The sequence below is a fragment of the Cupriavidus sp. 96C5-1 genome (genome assembly GCF_057798855.1).
Genome location: NZ_JBYOJU010000006.1, coordinates 121,543 through 139,875, shown reverse-complemented (window position 1 = coordinate 139,875; position 18,333 = coordinate 121,543). Strand labels below are relative to the sequence as shown.

Sequence of the window (18,333 nt, the reverse complement as noted above, 5' to 3'; positions counted from 1 at the left end):
ACCAGAGACAAGGAGCAGACAAATGCAGCATCCGGAAATCGAAGCGCTGGTGAAAGCGTTCATCGTCGACACCGCCAGGGGCAAGGTCGACGCGCGCGTGCAAAGCGTGGTGGTCCGCCTGACCACCGACCTGTTCAAGGCCATCGAAGACCTCGACCTGAGCGCGAGCGAAGTCTGGAAGGGCATCGAGTACCTCGCCGAAGCCGGCCCGGAGCTTGGCCTGCTGGCCGCCGGCCTGGGCCTGGAGCGCTTCCTGGATATCCGCGCCGACGAAGCCGAAGCCAAGGCCGGCCTGAGCGGCGGCACCCCGCGCACCATCGAAGGCCCCCTGTACGTGGCCGGCGCACCGGCAAGCGAAGGCTTCGCCCGGCTGGACGATGGCAGCGAAGATGGCCAGGGCGAAGTGCTGTTCATGCAGGGCACGGTGTTCGATGCCAGCGGCAAGCCGCTGCCCGGCGCCTCGGTGGAGGTCTGGCATGCCAACCTGCTCGGCAACTACTCATTCTTCGACAAGACCCAGGCGGACTTCAACCTGCGCCGCACCATCGTGACCGACGGCGACGGGCGCTACGCATTCCGCAGCATCGTGCCGATGGGCTATGGCTGCCCGCCGCAGGGCACCACCCAGCGCCTGCTCGACCTGCTCGGCCGCCACGGCCGCCGCCCGGCCCACATCCACTTCTTCGTGTCGGCACCCGGCCATCGCAAGCTGACCACGCAGATCAATATCGACGGCGACGCATACCTGTGGGACGACTTCGCCTTCGCCAGCCGCGAAGGGCTGGTGCCGGCGGTCACGCACATCGACGCCCCGCGCGAACTCGCCGAGCGCGGCCTCGGCAAGCCGTTCGCATCGATCGATTTCGACTTCCGCCTGTACGGCGACTGCGCCGCAGCGCCGGCACCGGAAGTGGAGCGTAAGCGCGCCGCCGCTTAAAGCCCCCCCTTCCACGACAGGAACAACGCGGCCGGCGCACCTGCCGGCCGCCGCAGCAACATCAGGGCCGCCCTGAGGACACCTCACGGCCCGGCGCATCCGCCACGGATGCAGGAGACACCTCATGATCCCCATTTACCCGGACCACAGCCCGACCCTGAAGCGGCTGGACGACTACCTGGTGGAAAACCGCGAAACCGGCGACTACCGCCTGCATCGCAGCGCCTTCACCGACCAGGCCCTGTTCGAACTCGAGATGAAGCACATCTTCGAGGGCAACTGGATCTACCTGGCCCACGAAAGCCAGATCCCCAACAACAACGACTACTACACCACCCACATCGGCCGCCAGCCGGTCGTGATCGCGCGCAACCGCCAGGGCGAGCTCAACGCGCTGATCAACGCCTGCACCCACCGCGGCGCCATGCTATGCCGCCACAAGCGCGGCAACAAGGCCACCTACACCTGCCCATTCCATGGCTGGACCTTCAACAACAGCGGCAAGCTGCTCAAGGTCAAGGATCCGGAAGGCGCGGGCTACCCTGACTGCTTCAACAAGGAAGCCTCGCACGACCTGAAGAAGGTGGCGCGCTTCGAGAACTATCGCGGCTTCCTGTTCGGCAGCCTGAACGCGGACGTGGCGCCGCTCAAGGAATTCCTGGGCCAAGCGGCCAGGATCATCGACATGATCGTGGACCAGTCCGCCGACGGGCTGGAAGTGCTGCGCGGCGCGTCCACCTATACCTTCGAAGGCAACTGGAAGCTGCAGACGGAGAACGGCGCCGACGGCTACCACGTCTCCGCGGTGCACTGGAACTACGCCGCCACCACCAGCCACCGCAAGCAGGAGAACGCCCGCGAGGACAAGATCCGGGCCATGGACGCGGGCAACTGGGGCCGGCAGGGCGGCGGTTTCTACGCCTTCGATCACGGCCATATGCTGCTGTGGTCGCGCTGGGCCAATCCGGAAGACCGGCCGAACTTCAGCCGCCGCGAGGAATTCGCCGAGCGCTGCGGCGCCGAGACGGCGGACTGGATGATCCAGAACTCGCGCAACCTGTGCCTGTACCCCAACGTCTACCTGATGGACCAGTTCGGCTCGCAGATCCGCGTGCTGCGCCCGCTTTCCGTCGACAAGACCGAAGTCACCATCTACTGCATCGCGCCCAAGGGCGAGGCGGACGACGCGCGCGCCCGCCGCATCCGCCAGTACGAGGATTTCTTCAACGTCAGCGGCATGGCCACGCCCGACGACCTGGAGGAATTCCGCGCCTGCCAGCAAGGCTACGCCGGCAGCGCGGTGGAATGGAACGATATGTGCCGCGGCGCCACGCACTGGGTGGAAGGGCCCGACGAGGCCGCCCGGAAGATCGGCCTCAAGCCGTTGATGAGCGGCGTCAAGACCGAGGACGAAGGCCTGTACACGGTGCAGCACCGCTACTGGCTGGACGTCATGAAGAAAGCCACCGGCGCCGAGGCAGGCAAGGCGGGCCTGGCAGGGAGCGAAGCATGAGCACGAACGCCACGATCAGCCTTGCGGATATCCAGGGCTTCCTCTACCGGGAAAGCCGCCTGCTGGACGACGAGCAATGGGATGAATGGCTGGCCTGCTACCACCCCGACGCCGCGTTCTGGATGCCATCCTGGGACGACGACGACACGCTGGTGACCGATCCGCAGCGCGAGATCTCGCTGATCTACTACCCGAACCGCCAGGGCCTGGAAGACCGCGTGTTCCGCATCAAGACCGAGCGCTCCAGCGCCACCATGCCGGATACCCGCACCAGCCACAACATCAGCAATGTCGAACTGGAGCGCCAGGAAGGCAGCGTCTGCACGGTGCGCTTCAACTGGCACACGCTGAGCCACCGCTACAAGCGCAACTACAGCTATTTCGGCATGTCGCGCTACGTCATCGACTTTGCCGGCGAGCGCCCGCGGATCCTGGACAAGTACGTCGTGCTGAAGAACGACTACATCAACCAGGTCATGGACATCTATCACATCTGAGCGGACGCGCCGGAGGAATCACGCCATGGAATACAACATCGCCTTGCAGTTCGAAGACGGCGTCACCCGCTTCATCACCTGCGCCGCCAATGAAACCCTGTCCGACGCGGCCTATCGCCAGCAGATCAACATCCCGCTGGACTGCCGCGACGGCGCCTGCGGCACCTGCCGCGGCCTGTGCGAATCCGGCGAGTACGACCTGCCGGCGTCGAGCTATATCGAAGACGCCCTGACGCCCGAGGAAGCGGCCAAGGGCTATGTGCTGGCCTGCCAGACGCGCCCGCGCTCGGATTGCGTGATCAGGGTGCCGGCGTCGTCGGCCGCCTGCAAGACCGGCGTGAGCAGCTACCAGGGCAAGCTGGCGGCGGTGGACAAGCTCTCTGACTCCACCATCGCTTTCTCGATCGACCTGGGCGAGGGCGCCGCGCCAGCCTTCCTGGCGGGGCAGTATGTCAACGTGGAGATCCCGGGCACCGGCCTGACCCGTTCCTACTCGTTCAGCTCCGCGCCCGGCGCCGGGCGCGCCGCGTTCGTGGTACGCAATGTGCCCAACGGACGCATGAGCGAGTTCCTGAGCAAGGAGGCGCAGCCCGGCCAGCCGATTTCCTTCGCCGGCCCTTATGGCAGCTTCTACCTGCGCGACGTGAGCCGCCCGGTGCTGTTCCTCGCCGGCGGCACCGGCATCGCGCCCTTCCTGTCGATGCTGGATGTGCTGGCAGCGAACGGCAGCCGGCATCCGGTCCGGCTGGTGTACGGCGTGACGCATGAAATCGACCTCGTGGCGCTGGAACAACTCGACGAAGCACAGCGCAAGATCGAGGATTTCGCGTACCGCACCTGCGTGCTCGACCCGGCCGGCAGCGAGACCCGCAAGGGCTATGTGACCCAGCATGTGGAGCAGGACTGGCTCAACGGCGGCGACGTCGACATCTACCTGTGCGGCCCGGTCGCCATGGTGGACGCGGTGCGCGGCTGGCTGAAGGACGCCGGGGTGACGCCGGCCAGCTTCCACTACGAGAAATTCTCGGCCAGCAACGCTGCCTGACCCCACGCCACGAAACACGGACACGTCATGAACACAAATGCGCGCTTTAGCGGAAAGATCGCCGTGGTTACCGGCGCGGCGCAGGGCATCGGACGCGGCGTGGCACTCGCCGCCGCGGCCGAGGGGGCCAGCGTGGTGCTGGTCGACCGCTCCGGGCTGGTGGCGGAAGTCGCCGCGGAAATCAAGTCCCGGGGTGGCGAGGCACTGGCCGTGCAAGCCGACCTCGAGACCTATGCCGGCGCCGGCAGCATGGCCAGCGCCGCGCTGGAGAGCCACGGCCGCATCGATATCCTCGTCAACAACGTGGGGGGCACCATCTGGGCCAAGCCCTACCAGGAATACGCGGAAGCGCAGATCGAAGCCGAGATCCGCCGCTCCCTGTTTCCCACCCTGTGGTGCTGCCGCGCGGTGCTGCCCGCCATGATCGGGCGCAAGCAGGGGGCCATCGTCAATGTCTCGTCGATCGCCACCCGCGGCATCTACCGCGTGCCCTACGCCGCGGCCAAGGGCGGCGTCAACGCGCTGACCGCCAGCCTTGCCTTCGAGCACGCGCAGGACGGCATCCGCGTCAACGCGGTGGCCACCGGCGGCACGGAAGCACCGCCGCGCAAGGTGCCGCGCAACACGGCGGAGCAGACCCCGCGGGAGGCCGCCTGGTACCAGGGCATCGTCGACCAGACCATCGCCTCCAGCCTGATGCACCGCTACGGCACCATCGACGAACAGGTGCGCGCCATCCTGTTCCTGGCGTCGGACGAAGCCTCCTACATCACCGGCTCAGTCCTTCCGGTAGGCGGCGGCGACCAGGGCTGAACACGAAAAAGTGCTGCCGAAGGTGATTTCCCGCGAACGCGGATTTCGCGGTCCGCATGCTATGCCCACGGTGCTCCGGGGGCGGCTGGACGTTTCGCCCCGGCAGTACCCGCGTGGTTTCAGCGCGTTCGCCGGCCGGCATCGCCCATAGAAAACCCATCAAAATCAATTGCTTGGCACCCAAGCGCGGCGTCCGAAGCCGCCCTGCAGCGGTGCCACCGGGCCGCACGGCGACACCTGCTTGCGGCCACGCCATCGTGCCCGGCGATCAGGAAAAACCCTCGATTCCAGTACCGCCTCCCGCTGTCCAGCCCCCGGTACGGGTTTTCCTCAAACATCCCTCTCAAGTTCCGTGCCCGCCATTCGTTAACCCCTGTAAGACCATCCGCGCACCCCGGATGACAAGACCTGCTCGGCTCAAAGGGCCAAGCTGAGCGGGTTTCACCCTTTTTTTCGGCCCTTTGCTTGCCGGTCATTCCCTCAAGAATGGCAAGGCATTCCGATACAGGCATCTCATGGCGAATACGCTCACTTCTTCCCAGGCTGACGGCAGCAACACGAGCAAGCGCGGGCGACTGCTGCTGGTGCTCGGCGTCGTGCTCGTCGCGGTGCTGGGTGCCGGGGGCTTTTTTCTGGGCAACATCCTTAGCAACCGCCAGCCGGCCGCGCCGGCCGCACCGGTTGTGGCGCCGCCGATTTTCGTGCCGCTGGAAGCCTTTACCGTCAACCTGAAGAGCGATGACGGCGACCGCTTCCTGCATACCGGTTTGTCGCTCAAGGTGGCGAACGCGAAGGACCAGGCGCGCATCACCGAATACCTGCCGGAAGTCCGCAGCCGCATCTTGCTGCTGCTGTCGGCCAAGCAGCCGGCCGACCTGGCGACCGTGGAAGGCAAGCGCAAGCTGGCCCAGGAAATCCAGCAGACCGTCAGCAAGCCGTTCGCGCCCAACCTGCCGCAACAGCAGGTTGTGGACGTCCTATTCACTTCCTTCGTGGTGCAGTAAGCGCTTGCCCTGCCCCACCAGCAAAATCCGACATGAATTCGTCCTTGCCTGCCTTGACCGTTTCTCAGCTTGCCCGCCAACGCCGGCGCGCGGACTGACTGGCACATGGTCGCTTTCATTCATCACGGCATTCACGGGGCAGGACACTAGATGGCCTACGACAAGTTCCTCTCGCAGGACGAGGTAGACGAATTACTGAAAGGCGTGTCCGGCGAGACCGACGCGCCCGAAGTCGCGGCGCCGGTCTCCGAGGATGGCGTCCGGCCGTACAACCTGGCCACGCAGGAACGCATCGTCCGCGGCCGGCTGCACACGCTCGAAATCATCAACGAGCGCTTCGCCCGGCAGATGCGCACCCAGCTGTTCAACTTCATCCGCCGTGGCGCCGACATCTCGGTCGGCTCGATCCGCATCGAGAAATACGGCGACTTCGTGCGCAACCTGCCGGTCCCGACCAACCTGAACCTGGTGCACATGAAGCCGTTTCGCGGCACCGCACTGTTCGTGTTCGACCCCAACCTGGTGTTCCTGGTGGTCGACAACCTGTTCGGCGGCGACGGACGCTTCCACACCCGCGTGGAGGGGCGAGACTTTACCCAGACCGAGCAGCGCATCATCCGGCGCCTGCTCGACCTGGCGCTCGGCAGCTACGGCCAGGCCTGGCATGCCGTGCACCCGATCGAGCTGGAATATGTCCGCTCGGAAATGCACACCAAGTTCGCCAACATCGCCATGCTCAGCGAGGTGGTGGTAACGACCGCCTTCCATATCGAACTCGGCGCGGTGGGTGGCCAGCTTCACGTCTGCTTCCCGTACTCGATGATCGAGCCGGTGCGCGACCTGCTGATGAATCCGCTGCAGGACGAGGTCGAAGTCGACAAGCGGTGGATTACCCAGCTGTCGCAGCAGATCCGCTCGGCCGAGGTCGAGCTGGTGGCCGAATTCGCCCACCTGCCAAGTACCGTGGCCGAGGTGCTGGCGCTGCGCGCCGGCGATGTACTTCCCATCGAGCTGCCCGAGCAGGTGTTCGGCAAGGTCGATGGCGTGCCCGTCATGCAATGCGGCTTCGGCACCATGAACGGCCAGTACGCGTTGCGGGTAGAACGGATGATCAATCACCAAGAAAGCGATTCCAACAAGGAAACCGACCATGACTGACGGCAAAGAGGACAAGCCGGCCGACCCGATGGACGACTGGGCCAGCGCCCTGGCGGAGCAGACCAGCGCCGAGGAAACAGCCGCTGCTGCTGCGCCTGCCCCGGCCGCCGCCATGCAGGCCACGGCAACACCAGCCGCCTCCAAGGTCTTTCAACCGCTGGAAAAAGACACGCCGAGCGGCTTCCACAACGATATCGAGATGATCCTCGATATCCCGGTACAGCTCACGGTAGAGCTTGGCCGCACCAAGGTGCCGATCAAGACGCTGCTGCAACTGGCCCAGGGCTCGGTGGTGGAACTCGATGGCCTGGCCGGCGAGCCGATGGACGTGCTGGTCAACGGCTACCTGATCGCGCAGGGCGAGGTGGTTGTGGTGAACGATAAGTTCGGCATCCGCCTGACCGACATCATCACCCCGTCCGAACGCATCCGGAAGCTCAACAGATGAACGCCAGCCTGCGCCGGACAGCCATCGCCGCGCTTGCCGCCGGCGTGGTCCTGGCGCATGCCGCGCCCGTGGCCGCTCAGGCCAGCGCCGCGGCCGCAAGCCCTGCCGGCGGCCATGTCGCCGTCGGCGGCGCAACCGGACTGGCGCAGGCCGGCCTCGGCCTGTTCGCCGTCATCGCCCTGATCCTGCTGCTGGCCTGGCTGGCGCGCCGTGCCGGCCTGGTGCGCCATGGCCAGGGCGGCGCGATGAAAGTGGTAGGCAGCACCATGCTCGGCCCCCGCCAGCGCCTGATGATGGTGGAAGTCGGCGACACCTGCCTGGTGCTGGGCGTCAGCGCCGGCGAGATTCGCACGCTCCACACTTTGCCCGCGCAAGCCGCGCACAAGCCGGACCAGACCGGTGCCGCGGCCAGCCCGGGTTCGGCCGGCAGCTTTGGACATAAGCTGCTGCGCGCCATGCAAGACAACCTGAAGTCATGACTTTCCTGCCTGACGCCCCCCGGCGCTTACTGCATCATCACCTGCATCGCCACCTGCAACGCCCTCTCCAGTCCGTCCGCGAATATGCCAGCCAGCCCTCCAGGCTGGTGCTGGCGGCCATACTGGCTGCGGCCTGCCTGGCGCTGGTGGTGCTGCCGGCCATGGCCCAGGCGCAGGCCTTGCCCGGCCTGACCAGCAAGGCCGGCCCGGGCGGCAGCCAGACCTGGTCGCTGTCGGTGCAGACGCTGGTGCTGCTGACTTCGCTGTCCTTCCTGCCGGCGGCCATGCTGATGATGACGGGCTTCACCCGCATCATCATCGTGCTAGGGCTGCTGCGCAATGCGCTGGGCACCGCCAGCTCGCCGCCCAACCAGGTGCTGGTAGGCCTGTCGCTGTTCCTGACCTTCTTCGTCATGTCGCCGGTGTTCGACCGCATCTACACCGACGCCTACAAGCCGCTGTCCGAAAACAGGCTCAGCCTGGAGGATGCCACCGACAAGGCCGCCGCGCCGCTCAAGGCCTTCATGCTCAAGCAGACGCGCGAGAAGGACCTGGCGCTGTTCGCCCAGATGGCCAAGGCGCCGGAGATGCAAGGCCCGGAAGACGTGCAGATGCGCATCCTGGTGCCGGCCTTCGTCACCAGCGAGCTCAAGACCGCCTTCCAGATCGGCTTTACCGTCTTTATCCCCTTCCTCATCATCGACCTGGTGGTAGCCAGCGTGCTGATGGCGATGGGCATGATGATGGTGCCGCCGGCCACCATCTCGCTGCCATTCAAGCTGATGCTGTTCGTGCTGGTGGACGGCTGGCAACTGATACTGGGCTCGCTGGCGCAGAGCTTCCTGAACTGATCACGGGGCCCGCGCCCCAACGAAGGCTTTCGCCATGACACCGGAAACCGTAATGACCATCGCCACCCAGGCGATGAAGATGACCCTGATGCTGGCCGCGCCGCTGCTGCTGGTCGCGCTGGTGGCTGGCCTGGTGGTGAGCCTGTTCCAGGCCGCCACCCAGATCAACGAAATGACGCTGTCCTTCATCCCGAAGCTGGTGGCGCTGTTCGCCACCATGGTGCTGGCCGGCCCGTGGATGATCAACACCTTCGTCGACTACATGCGCTCGGTGTTCCAGGGCATTCCCGCCCTGGCCCACTGAGCCGCGCCGGGTTACGCCAAGCGCCGCATCGAGCCACCGTGCTGTCCGTCACCGCCGCCCAGCTTTATGGCTGGATCGCCGCCTTCCTCTGGCCCATGTTCCGCCTGCTGGCGCTGTTCGGCACCGCGCCGCTGTTCAGCGAGTCGACCATTCCGCGGCGGGCCAAGGTGGCGCTGGCGGCGCTGCTCTCCGTGATCATATCGCCCACCATCGACAAGCTGCCGCTGGTGCCGGTGTATTCACTGGAAGGCCTGCTGATCATCCTCAACGAGGTTGGCATCGGCCTGGCCGTGGGCTTTGCCATGCGGCTGGTATTCGCCGCCGTGCAATATGCCGGCGAAACCATCGGCATGCAGATGGGCCTGTCGTTCGCCTCCTTCTATGACCGCTCCGCCGGCGGCCAGACCATGGTGCTGGGCCGCTTCCTCAATATCGTGGCCATGCTGATATTCCTGGCGCTGGACGGCCACCTGCTGCTGCTGGCCACGCTCGCCGACAGCTTCAGCAGCCTGCCCATCTCCTCCCAGCCGCTGTCCGGCGCCGGCTGGGCAGCCGTGGCGGCGGCCGGCGCCAGCGTCTTCTCCTCCGGGCTGCTGCTGGCGCTGCCGCTGATCGCGGCGCTGCTCACGCTGAACCTCGCCATGGGCATCCTGAACCGCGCCTCGCCGCAGCTGTCGATCTTCGCGGTGGGTTTTCCGGTCACGCTCTCCGGCGGCATCCTGCTGATGATGCTGGTGATGCCGCAGATGAGTACCTATATGGAGCGGCTGATCCAGAATGGACTGAGCTCCGTGGCGACGATGCTCGGGCAATTTGGCTATTGAGTGCAGGCATTGGCGCTTCCGGATTTCAAGTTCCTGCCGTTTTCCCCGTTTTTCCGAGCTAGCGAGCGCCCATGGCCCCGACCATCGCCCCCACCACCCCCATCGATGCGGGCGCAAGTCCCGAACCCGATAGCGTCGATCAGCCTGCCAGGCCGGCGCCGTTCTCGCCGAGGCGCTTCGCCATCACCGCATCGGACCGCTACCTGGGCGTGTTCAAGGCCTTCATCCAGCGCGGCTGGGAGCCGGTAAAGCTCTTCTGGGCGCGCGTCGACGGCCGCATGCATCGCACCGAAGCCGTCCTCGGCCTCGCCGAGGAACGCAAGATCGACATCCAGCTATCCCCCATGAACGATGCATCGCTCGACGGCCTGCGCGATCTCGGGTGCGATCTCCTGGTGGTGGCCAGCTACCAATGGCGCATCGGCGACTGGGCCTCGCGGATCCCGAAGGCCATCAATTTCCACCCCTCGCCGCTGCCCGTGGGGCGCGGCCCCTATCCGCTGCCGCGGGCCATCCTCGACGGACATGTCAGCTGGGGCGCGAGCTGCCACAAGGTCAGCAAGCATTTCGACCGGGGCGACATCCTCGCCCAGCGCGTGTTCGAACTTTCTTCCGACGAAACGCATGAAAGCCTCGACCTGAAAACCCAGCGTGCCATGTCGCGGCTGGCGCACGAAGTGGCCTCCGGCGTGGATACGCTCTGGGAATGCGCCCGGCCGCAGGGCGAAGGCAGCTACTATCCCTTCTGGACCGAGAATGAGCGCACGCTCGACTTCTCGCAGCCGCCCGAGCGCATCAACACAATGCTGCGCGCCTACGGCCGCCACGAGTGCCTGGCGCGCGTCAAGAACAACCTGCTGCACGTGATCCAGGCCCAGGCCTGGCGCGAGCCGCATGCCTTGCCGCCGGGCGAACTCGACCATGTCGACGGTGAACGCCTCGTCATCTCCTGCACGGGAGGATTCGTCGCCCTGCTCGAATGGAACCTGCTGGCGCCGGGCAAGGCGCGCGGCACCGCGCCGCGCTGAACGGTCGATGCCCGCCTGGACTGCCATTCCGCTATTGCCTGGCTCTCTGCTTGTCCCGCAACGCCTGGACATAGAGAAGCTCCTTCGACGCCGCGGTATCGTTCCGGTTTAGTTCAAGGCATTGCCGGTATATGCGCTCGGCGTCGTCGAGACGGCCTTGTTCCACGTACACGTACCCGATACCGCGCCAGGCGCGGGACAGTTCCAGGTTCCGCGCATGTTCCGGTGAGGTTTCCCTGGCCGCGGATTCCGCGCGCTGGAATGCCTGCAGGGCGGATTGCCAGTTCTTCTCCCGCTGATACAGATTGCCAAGCTCGGAAAGAAACTGTGAATTCCTGGGCGACAGCTTCAATGCCCTGTCGAGCGATGCCTTGGCTTCGGGGATGCGGCCGAGTTCCGCGAGAGCGTAGGCCGTCAGATAATAGGAATAAGCCCAGTTCGGCGTGACAACGCTGGCATTCCCGGTCTTCTCATTGGCAGCCGTGGCCAGGTACAGCAGGGTCTCCACCTGGTTTCTGGCGCTGAAGTATCTCGTATTTCCGTCGTTGAACCTGATTTCATAGTCAGCCGCAAGCTGACTGAAGATGGGGATGGCCTCATTGGGCTTTCCCGACCGCAGGAGCCGTACGCCGTCGGCGATCGATTGCGCGGCCTTCGCTTCCTGCACATCCTCCGTAGGCTGCGCGGGCTGAGCGGGCTGAGCAAGCTGAGCGGGCTGAGCGGATCTTGCCTCGCTCTTCTCCACCGGTTTGTCGGGCACCGTGGAGCAACCCGCAAGCAAGGCCGCGCTTGCCATCAGCGCTACGAAAGACTGCTTTGCCAGATATCCCATCCGATTTCCATCCTCTGTTGACGTTGCCAGAACCCGTGGCACCTCACTTCCATCCATTTCGCATCGCGCGGCTTTTCCCCAGCCCCTCCTGGCTCCTGGGCAGCGGCGCGACAACATGGAACCGGGAAAGCGCGGCATGATAAGAAGCCGCATGGCGCGATGCCATGCCGGCTAGTATGCCGCCACAGCCCGCGCAATTGACAGAGCAGGACTGCGCGGGTGTTGGATCTCCGCCATTGACAACGCAGGCGATAAATCAGCCCACCGCCACGCGCGTGCACGTCCCCAGCGGCTCGAACTCGATATCCACCGGCAGGAACTTGCGAATCACCTCGGCATTGCTGCGCAGGTGGCCGGTGACCTCATCGACGGTGAAGCTGCCGCCGCCGGCCAGGGCCATCGGCAGCAGCAGCTGGTCGGCCAGGTGCGGCCCCACCGCCCCCGTACCGGCAAGGTAGGCGCGCGCCTGGCGGCAGGCCGCGCCAGCCACGCTCTCGGCCGAACGGCCCTTCTCGCCGTACTCGCAGAACACCTCGGTGACATGCTCGAACGGCAAGGTCAGCAACACCGCGTTGCCCGGCCCTTCCTCATGGCGCAGCCCGCCGACGTGCAACTGGCCGGCCTCCCAGCCCATCCGCTCGCCCACCAGGTCCAGTTCGCTCCGCGCCACGTGGTGCGGCACGCCGGCAATCAGCGCGTGCGCTTCGGCCAGGCCGGGCGCGCCGCGCGCCTCCAGCGCCAGGGGCTGCCAGGCCGCGCCGGTGCGGCCGCTTAACGTCAGCTCGCCGCCACCCGCGGGATAGAAGCCGTGGCGGCGCAGCGCGAGGCCGGCCACCGCGCCCATGCGCGCCATCAGCGGCAGCCAGGCGTCGCGCAGGAAGGTCGCCGACGGCGCCATGGGATTATGGGTGCCGCCCGACAGCGCCAGGGTGAAGCCATGGTTGCCGGCCACGCTCCACAGTGCCGGCAACAGCGTCTGCAACACCAGCGTGCAACTGCCGGCGGTGCCGATGGCAAAGTCATAGTTGCCGGCGCGCACCGGGCCGGGCTCGAAGGTCAGCGTGGTCGAGCCGATCGCCGCGCCCTCGGTGCGGGCGCCGCTGATCGCCTGCGCCGCGACCACGGCGGTCAGGTGCTGGCGCATCAGCCCGGGCTTGCTGCGCCGCGCGCGCACATTGGCGATGCGCACCGGCGTGCCGGTCACCATGGCCAGCGACAGCGCGGTGCGCAGGATCTGCCCGCCGCCCTCGCCGTAGGAGCCGTCGATTTCAATCATTGCCATGACTCGTCTTATTCGTTTTTATTCGTTTTATTCGCTTTTTCCCTGCCGCCATCCCGGCGCGGCCTGGACGGAAGGGGTGCCACCGGGCGTACCCCGGGGCGCCCTTCCATCAGCCCTTCACGCACACCACCTGCTTGAGCGTGTGGACGATCTCGACCAGGTCGGACTGCGCAGCCATCACGGCATCGATGTCCTTGTAGGCCATCGGGATCTCATCGATCACCTCGGCATCCTTGCGGCATTCGACGCCCGCCGTGGCCCGCTGCTGGTCGTCGACCGAGAACCGGCGCCTGGCTTCGGTCCGGCTCATGGTACGGCCCGCGCCGTGGCTGCAGGAGCAGAAGGACTCTTCATTGCCCTTGCCGCGCACGATGTAGGAGCGGGCCCCCATCGAGCCGGGAATGATGCCCAGCTCGCCGGCCTGGGCGCTTACCGCGCCCTTGCGCGTCACCAGCACGTCCTCGCCGAAGTGGCGCTCCTTCTGCACGTAGTTGTGGTGGCAGTTGACCGCCTCCATCTCCGTGCCGAACGGCTTGCCGATCACGGCGCGCGCGGCGTCCAGCACGTTGGCCATCATCAACTCGCGGTTGCGCCGTGCATATTGCTGCGCCCACTCCACCGCGAACACATAGTCCTCATAGTGCTCGCTGCCTTCCACCAGGTAGGCCAGATCGCGGTCGGGCAGGTTGATGAAATGGCGGCGCATATCCGCCTGCGCCAGCTCGATAAAGGTATTGCCGATGGCATTGCCCACCCCGCGCGAACCCGAGTGCAGCATGAACCAGACCGACTGGTTCTCGTCCAGGCAGACCTCGATGAAGTGGTTGCCGGTACCCAGCGTACCCAGGTGATTGCGGTTGTTGGTGCGCGTCAGTTTCGGGTACTTCCCGGTGATCCGCGCGAAACCGCCGGCCAGCGCCGCCCAGCCCGCATCCACCGTGGCCGGCACATCGCCCCAGGCGCCCTTGTCGCGCCCGCCGCGGTTATTCGAGCGGCCGTGCGGCACCGCGCGCTCGATCGCGCTGCGCAGCGGGCCCAGGTTGTCGGGCAGGTCGCTGGCACACAGCGTGGTCTTGACGGCAATCATGCCGCAGCCGATATCCACGCCCACCGCCGCAGGGATGATGGCGCCGCGCGTCGGGATCACCGAACCGATGGTGGAACCCTTGCCCAGGTGCACGTCCGGCATCACAGCCAGGTGCCTGAAGATAAAGGGCATCTGCGCGGTGTTGGCGAGCTGCGCGCGCGCCTCGGCCTCGACCGGCACGCCATGGGTCCACATCTTGACCGGACGGCCCTTGCCGGATTGGAATACTTCGTAGTGCTCCTTGGTGTTCATCTCGTCTTCTCTCTATGCCCTGAGGGCGGAACAGCACCGGCAACCGCCGGCAAGATACCGATAAAGTGGGCGACAAGGATTTGTGGAACCGGTGCTCTACCGTTGAGCTACGCTGCCCGGAACACCGGCACAGCGGCGGGAGTCGAACCCGCTGCCTCCTCATTAATAGTGATGTAGTTCCACAGGCATTCGCCCGTCAACATAAAAGAATGCGGCATCGCCACGACAAGGATCGCCCGGATAAACGCCGCCTTGCGGCAGCGGCCGGATTCGAACCGGCAATCACCAGATGTAATCCAGGCCGGCATTCGTGGCAAGTCCGCATACCGCAGGCGCCGTGGGGGACGCTTGGGGTATGCCGGCTCGGGTGGCGGCAACCGGCGACAAGGGTCAGGACAGACGTAACCTGGATGTAGTCTGTCCGGCATTCGCCAGCCACCGCCGAACTTCGCAAGCTGCGACTTCAGCTCAACGTCACTTCAGCCTTGCTTCAACGTCACTTCGACCTCGCTTCGACCTCGCTTCGACACATCACAGCGTCACCGCCGAGATCTCTCCCACCCAGTGCCCGGCCTGCAGCTGCCCGGCGGCAAAGGCGGCGACGACCTGGAACACCGAGTCGGAGAAGCCCCCGATGTTCAGGATGTCGTCCCGCTCCGGCGCCTGGCTGCGGGCGTAAGGCTGCATATCCAGGCACACCAGCCGAGCCTTGGGATTGCGGCTCTTGAAACGCTCCCACTCGCGCAACGTTTGCGTGGCGCCGTGGCGGGCATCCATCCACGACTGGTTGTCCGACACCAGCATCACCAGCTCGGCGCTCACCCGGCGATGGTTCAGCCAGGCCAGCGGCGCGCTGCAGTCGGTGCCGCCGGCACCGATCGCCGCCATCTTCTGCGCATTGGTCATCACCGTGTCGCGCGGGTTCAGCTTCAGCGTCACCACGTCTTCCTTGAACGGCACCACCACGGTATCCGGCTGCTTGCGCAGGAAGGTGGCGGCCACCAGCGCCGCCGCATCCACGCAGCGCACCGCGCTGCTGGCGCCAGCCCGGTAACCGGTCACCGGCGAGTGCATGGAGCCCGAAACGTCCGGGCAGACCACCATGCGCCCCTCCACCTGCGGCACGTTGGCCAGCGCCAGCTCCAGTGCGTCCTGCAAGGCGTCCCGCACCACTGCCGGCAGCTCGTCGCCGGCCGCCTGGCAGGCGGCCAGCAACTGGTACGGGAACACCCGGGCCCGTGCAATCGCGGCGGGATCGCGCAGCTTTGCCGCGATGTCCTCCGCCATGCCAGGCAAAGCGAACACGCCGTGACGCGCAAAGGTGTTCAGGTTCATGCGCACCATCTGCCAGCCGCCCTGCCGCGCCACTTCGGCCCAGGCCTGGGCATCCAGGTCCAGCGAGGCCAGCATCTGGAACGGCACCTCCGGCACCGGCGCCTGCCGGCCTTCGGCGCGCGCCTGCTTGTAAGCCTCGTAGGCCTGCGTGATCGGCGGCAGCGCGGCCGGATCATACGGCTTGCCGATCAGCCAGGCAAAAAAGGCGGCACGCCAGGCTTCGGCGGGCTTCGGGTGCACCATCTTCACCACATCGGCCAGCGACGGCCGCGTGCCCACCGATGCGGCCAGCAGCGCACGCTCGCCGGCGCCGTTGAGCCACTGCTGCACCAGCCTCTTCGGCCGCGTGCCCAGGGATTTCCGGCCCACCGCGCCGCTGCGCAGTATCTGCACCACATTGCGCAGCATCTTGCCGTTGTCGATGACGCGGCCAAACACCGCCGGCAGGTGCTCCGGGCCGCGCAGGGTCAGCGCCGCCACCAGCAGGGCCGGCATGTCCTTCATATAGCCGCGTTCGCGGCAATACACGGCGGTCCGGGCGATAAAGGCCGGGTCCACGTCTTCGCACAGCGCCAGCACGGCGTCGAGCTGCACTTCGGCGCTGGCGTAGAAGGTGCCGTTCAGGCAGCCGGTCGCCGCGTATTGGGCCAGGCTGTGCTCGCGCCCCAGGGCATAGGCCGGGCCGCCCGCTTCGTTGATCGTGTCCGCCGGTGGCAGGAAGCGGCCGCGCAGGCCTTGGAACAGATTGGTATTCGCCATTTGCATTCTCCGTGGAGACCAGTTCGTTGACCGGTGCGCGCCGTATTGCCTTCTGCTTCTTGCTTCCGGCCCGGCGCGGCACCGTGTTTGATGGTCTCTATTTCGCAAGCCGTGTGCCAGGCCGGCGCCCAATGCCTGAAATAAAACACAAGCCATTGATTTTTAATGATTTTGTTGGAAATCGACGTGATGCAGCCAGATTTTTCGGCTTGCGCGATTGGCGCTATTTATATAAATTTATATATGTTTATATAAATACGAAGAGCATGAAAAAAGTCGTCATCGGCTTCATCGGCACCCAGCTCGATCGCGGCAAGGGTTCGGCGCGCTGGGAGAAATGGCGTCCCACGGTGGCGCTGTGCCAGCATGAAGACCTGCTGGTGGATCGCTTCGAGCTGCTCCATACCGGCCGCCACCAGGCGCTGGCCGAGCAGGTCGCGGCCGATATCGCCAAGGTCTCGCCGGAGACCGAAGTCAGGCTCCATCTGCTGGCCCTGGAAGATCCGTGGGACTTCAGCGAGGTCTATGCCTCGCTGCACGAGTTCGCGCGCGGCTATCGCTTCGATACCGAGCAGGAGGAATACTGGGTCCACATCACCACCGGCACGCACGTGGCGCAGATCTGCCTGTTCCTGCTGACCGAGGCGCGCTACCTGCCGGCCTGCCTGCTGCAGACCTCGCCGCCATACCGGCAGGAAAGCGGCCAGCCGGGCAGCTACGCCGCCATCGACCTCGATCTCTCCCGCTACGACCAGCTGGCGGCACGCTTCTCGCGCGAGCAGCAGGACGCGGTGTCCCTGCTCAAGTCCGGCATTGCCACCCGCAATCCCGCCTTCAACCGGATGATCGACGAGATCGAGCGCGTGGTGCTGCGCTCGCGCGCGCCGGTGCTGCTGACCGGCCCCACCGGCGCCGGCAAGTCCTTCCTGGCACGGCGGGTGTTCGAGCTGAAAAAGGGCCGCCACCAGCTCAGCGGCGGCTTTGTCGAGGTGAATTGCGCCACCATCCGCGGCGACGGCGCCATGTCGGCCTTGTTCGGCCACGTCAAGGGCGCCTTCACCGGCGCGCAGGGCGAACGCACCGGCTGGCTGCGCTCGGCCCACCAGGGGCTGCTGTTCCTGGACGAGATCGGCGAACTGGGGCTGGACGAGCAGGCCATGCTGCTCAAGGCCATCGAAGAAAAGCGCTTCTATCCGGTGGGCGGCGACAAGGAGGTGCAGAGCGATTTCCAGCTGATTGCCGGCACCAACCGCGACCTGCGCGCGGAAGTCCGCGCGGGGCGCTTCCGCGAGGACCTGTTCGCGCGCATCAACTTGTGGACCTACCGCCTGCCGGGATTGGCAGAGCGCCCCGAAGACGTCGAGCCCAACCTGGACTACGAGCTGGCGCGCCAGGCGCGCGAACTCGGCAGCCAGGTGCGCTTCAACAAGGAAGCGCGCCAGGCCTGGCTGGATTTCGCGGTTTCGCCGCAGGCCTGCTGGCGCGGCAATTTCCGCGATCTCGCGGCCTCGGTCACGCGCATGATGACGCTGGCCGACAGCGGCCGCATCGACACCGGCGCGGTGGCCGCGGAAATCGCGCGACTGGGCGAGTCATGGCAGGACGGCGGCGCGCCGGACGCCAACTACAACCAGGACGCGTGCGGCCAGGGCCAGGCGCAAGCGCTGCTCGACCCCGCCGTGCTGGCCGCCACGGATCCCTTCGACCTGGTCCAGCTCGACTACGTGCTGGCCGTGTGCCGCCGCAGCCGGAGCCAGGCCGAGGCCGGCCGCGCGCTGTTCGCGGTGTCGCGCCTGGGCAAGCGCAACAGCAACGACAGCGACCGGCTGGCCAAGTACCTTGGCAAGTTCGGCCTGACCTTTGCCGCCGCCAGCCCGGCCTGAGG

General features: G+C 66.1%; 19 protein-coding genes. 14 read left to right on the top strand and 5 right to left on the bottom strand.

From position 1 onward, the window contains the following. Positions 1–22 precede the first annotated feature (22 nt). From catA to AC3FOF_RS10290, 13 genes are all read left to right on the top strand, one after another. The gene (catA, locus tag AC3FOF_RS10350) at positions 23–937 is read left to right on the top strand and encodes a catechol 1,2-dioxygenase (protein WP_488726536.1); all 915 of its coding nucleotides are present in this window, start codon (positions 23–25) and stop codon (positions 935–937) included. Positions 938–1,061: 124 nt separating this feature from the next. Then, positions 1,062–2,450, top strand: a complete 1,389-nt coding sequence (benA, locus tag AC3FOF_RS10345) for a benzoate 1,2-dioxygenase large subunit (RefSeq protein ID WP_488726535.1) — start codon at positions 1,062–1,064, stop codon at positions 2,448–2,450. Next, the gene (gene benB / locus AC3FOF_RS10340) at positions 2,447–2,947 is read left to right on the top strand and encodes a benzoate 1,2-dioxygenase small subunit (protein ID WP_488726534.1); all 501 of its coding nucleotides are present in this window, start codon (positions 2,447–2,449) and stop codon (positions 2,945–2,947) included. The genes benA and benB overlap by 4 nt, the downstream gene beginning before the upstream one ends. Positions 2,948–2,972: 25 nt before the next feature. Next, positions 2,973–3,992 carry a benzoate 1,2-dioxygenase electron transfer component BenC gene (gene benC / locus AC3FOF_RS10335; protein WP_488726533.1) on the top strand — a complete coding sequence of 340 codons (1,020 nt, stop codon included), beginning with the start codon at positions 2,973–2,975 and terminating at the stop codon, positions 3,990–3,992. Positions 3,993–4,019: 27 nt separating this feature from the next. Further along, positions 4,020–4,805 (top strand): 1,6-dihydroxycyclohexa-2,4-diene-1-carboxylate dehydrogenase, encoded by a 786-nt coding sequence (locus AC3FOF_RS10330; protein WP_488726532.1) that lies wholly within the window; start codon positions 4,020–4,022, stop codon positions 4,803–4,805. A gap of 515 nt (positions 4,806–5,320) precedes the next feature. Next, positions 5,321–5,809: a flagellar basal body-associated protein FliL gene (gene fliL, locus AC3FOF_RS10325; RefSeq protein ID WP_017228896.1), complete on the top strand. Its 489-nt coding sequence runs from the start codon at positions 5,321–5,323 to the stop codon at positions 5,807–5,809. A 150-nt stretch (positions 5,810–5,959) separates the two neighbouring features. Next, positions 5,960–6,967, top strand: coding sequence for a flagellar motor switch protein FliM (gene fliM, locus AC3FOF_RS10320; protein ID WP_017228897.1), 1,008 nt, complete (start codon positions 5,960–5,962; stop codon positions 6,965–6,967). Beyond that, positions 6,960–7,415, top strand: a complete 456-nt coding sequence (gene fliN / locus AC3FOF_RS10315; RefSeq protein WP_017228898.1) for a flagellar motor switch protein FliN — start codon at positions 6,960–6,962, stop codon at positions 7,413–7,415. The genes fliM and fliN overlap by 8 nt, the downstream gene beginning before the upstream one ends. Then, complete coding sequence (fliO, locus tag AC3FOF_RS10310; protein ID WP_488726531.1) at positions 7,412–7,894, top strand: flagellar biosynthetic protein FliO; 483 nt, start codon at positions 7,412–7,414, stop codon at positions 7,892–7,894. Before fliN ends, fliO begins: the two co-directional genes overlap by 4 nt. Continuing rightward, positions 7,891–8,745: a flagellar type III secretion system pore protein FliP gene (gene fliP / locus AC3FOF_RS10305; protein WP_017225032.1), complete on the top strand. Its 855-nt coding sequence runs from the start codon at positions 7,891–7,893 to the stop codon at positions 8,743–8,745. Before fliO ends, fliP begins: the two co-directional genes overlap by 4 nt. A 34-nt stretch (positions 8,746–8,779) precedes the next feature. Next, positions 8,780–9,049: a flagellar biosynthesis protein FliQ gene (gene fliQ, locus AC3FOF_RS10300; protein WP_035807451.1), complete on the top strand. Its 270-nt coding sequence runs from the start codon at positions 8,780–8,782 to the stop codon at positions 9,047–9,049. A gap of 38 nt (positions 9,050–9,087) precedes the next feature. After that, positions 9,088–9,873 (top strand): flagellar biosynthetic protein FliR, encoded by a 786-nt coding sequence (gene fliR / locus AC3FOF_RS10295; protein WP_488726530.1) that lies wholly within the window; start codon positions 9,088–9,090, stop codon positions 9,871–9,873. A 71-nt stretch (positions 9,874–9,944) separates the two neighbouring features. Beyond that, positions 9,945–10,901, top strand: a complete 957-nt coding sequence (locus AC3FOF_RS10290; RefSeq protein WP_488726529.1) for a methionyl-tRNA formyltransferase — start codon at positions 9,945–9,947, stop codon at positions 10,899–10,901. Between the two features lie 31 nt (positions 10,902–10,932). Here AC3FOF_RS10290 and AC3FOF_RS10285 read toward each other — a convergent pair whose 3' ends face one another. From AC3FOF_RS10285 to AC3FOF_RS10265, 5 genes are all read right to left on the bottom strand, one after another. After that, entirely contained in the window at positions 10,933–11,733 is an 801-nt protein-coding gene (locus AC3FOF_RS10285) for a tetratricopeptide repeat protein (RefSeq protein WP_488726528.1), read from the bottom strand. A 256-nt stretch (positions 11,734–11,989) separates the two neighbouring features. Next, entirely contained in the window at positions 11,990–13,009 is a 1,020-nt protein-coding gene (gene rtcA / locus AC3FOF_RS10280) for an RNA 3'-terminal phosphate cyclase (RefSeq protein ID WP_488726586.1), read from the bottom strand. Between the two features lie 115 nt (positions 13,010–13,124). Then, entirely contained in the window at positions 13,125–14,354 is a 1,230-nt protein-coding gene (locus tag AC3FOF_RS10275) for an RtcB family protein (protein WP_017224420.1), read from the bottom strand. Positions 14,355–14,461: 107 nt separating this feature from the next. Next, the gene (locus AC3FOF_RS10270; protein ID WP_488726527.1) at positions 14,462–14,662 is read right to left on the bottom strand and encodes a hypothetical protein; all 201 of its coding nucleotides are present in this window, start codon (positions 14,660–14,662) and stop codon (positions 14,462–14,464) included. Positions 14,663–14,885: 223 nt separating this feature from the next. Then, positions 14,886–16,448, bottom strand: coding sequence for a vWA domain-containing protein (locus AC3FOF_RS10265; protein WP_488726526.1), 1,563 nt, complete (start codon positions 16,446–16,448; stop codon positions 14,886–14,888). A gap of 266 nt (positions 16,449–16,714) precedes the next feature. On the opposite strand from AC3FOF_RS10265, the gene rtcR reads away from it, so the two are divergent. Further along, positions 16,715–18,331 carry an RNA repair transcriptional activator RtcR gene (gene rtcR, locus AC3FOF_RS10260; RefSeq protein WP_488726525.1) on the top strand — a complete coding sequence of 539 codons (1,617 nt, stop codon included), beginning with the start codon at positions 16,715–16,717 and terminating at the stop codon, positions 18,329–18,331. The last annotated feature ends 2 nt before the right edge of the window (positions 18,332–18,333 follow it).

Coding starts and splice junctions, on each gene's coding strand:
- fliQ (WP_035807451.1), top strand. CDS start 8,780: ATGACACCGGAAACCGTAATGACCATCGCCACCCAGGCGATGAAGATG.
- rtcA (WP_488726586.1), bottom strand. CDS start 13,009: ATGATTGAAATCGACGGCTCCTACGGCGAGGGCGGCGGGCAGATCCTG.
- fliO (WP_488726531.1), top strand. CDS start 7,412: ATGAACGCCAGCCTGCGCCGGACAGCCATCGCCGCGCTTGCCGCCGGC.
- AC3FOF_RS10270 (WP_488726527.1), bottom strand. CDS start 14,662: ATGCCGGCCTGGATTACATCTGGTGATTGCCGGTTCGAATCCGGCCGC.
- rtcR (WP_488726525.1), top strand. CDS start 16,715: ATGAAAAAAGTCGTCATCGGCTTCATCGGCACCCAGCTCGATCGCGGC.
- AC3FOF_RS10275 (WP_017224420.1), bottom strand. CDS start 14,354: ATGAACACCAAGGAGCACTACGAAGTATTCCAATCCGGCAAGGGCCGT.
- catA (WP_488726536.1), top strand. CDS start 23: ATGCAGCATCCGGAAATCGAAGCGCTGGTGAAAGCGTTCATCGTCGAC.
- fliM (WP_017228897.1), top strand. CDS start 5,960: ATGGCCTACGACAAGTTCCTCTCGCAGGACGAGGTAGACGAATTACTG.
- AC3FOF_RS10265 (WP_488726526.1), bottom strand. CDS start 16,448: ATGGCGAATACCAATCTGTTCCAAGGCCTGCGCGGCCGCTTCCTGCCA.
- AC3FOF_RS10330 (WP_488726532.1), top strand. CDS start 4,020: ATGAACACAAATGCGCGCTTTAGCGGAAAGATCGCCGTGGTTACCGGC.
- benA (WP_488726535.1), top strand. CDS start 1,062: ATGATCCCCATTTACCCGGACCACAGCCCGACCCTGAAGCGGCTGGAC.
- fliL (WP_017228896.1), top strand. CDS start 5,321: ATGGCGAATACGCTCACTTCTTCCCAGGCTGACGGCAGCAACACGAGC.
- benB (WP_488726534.1), top strand. CDS start 2,447: ATGAGCACGAACGCCACGATCAGCCTTGCGGATATCCAGGGCTTCCTC.
- AC3FOF_RS10285 (WP_488726528.1), bottom strand. CDS start 11,733: ATGGGATATCTGGCAAAGCAGTCTTTCGTAGCGCTGATGGCAAGCGCG.
- AC3FOF_RS10290 (WP_488726529.1), top strand. CDS start 9,945: ATGGCCCCGACCATCGCCCCCACCACCCCCATCGATGCGGGCGCAAGT.
- benC (WP_488726533.1), top strand. CDS start 2,973: ATGGAATACAACATCGCCTTGCAGTTCGAAGACGGCGTCACCCGCTTC.
- fliN (WP_017228898.1), top strand. CDS start 6,960: ATGACTGACGGCAAAGAGGACAAGCCGGCCGACCCGATGGACGACTGG.
- fliP (WP_017225032.1), top strand. CDS start 7,891: ATGACTTTCCTGCCTGACGCCCCCCGGCGCTTACTGCATCATCACCTG.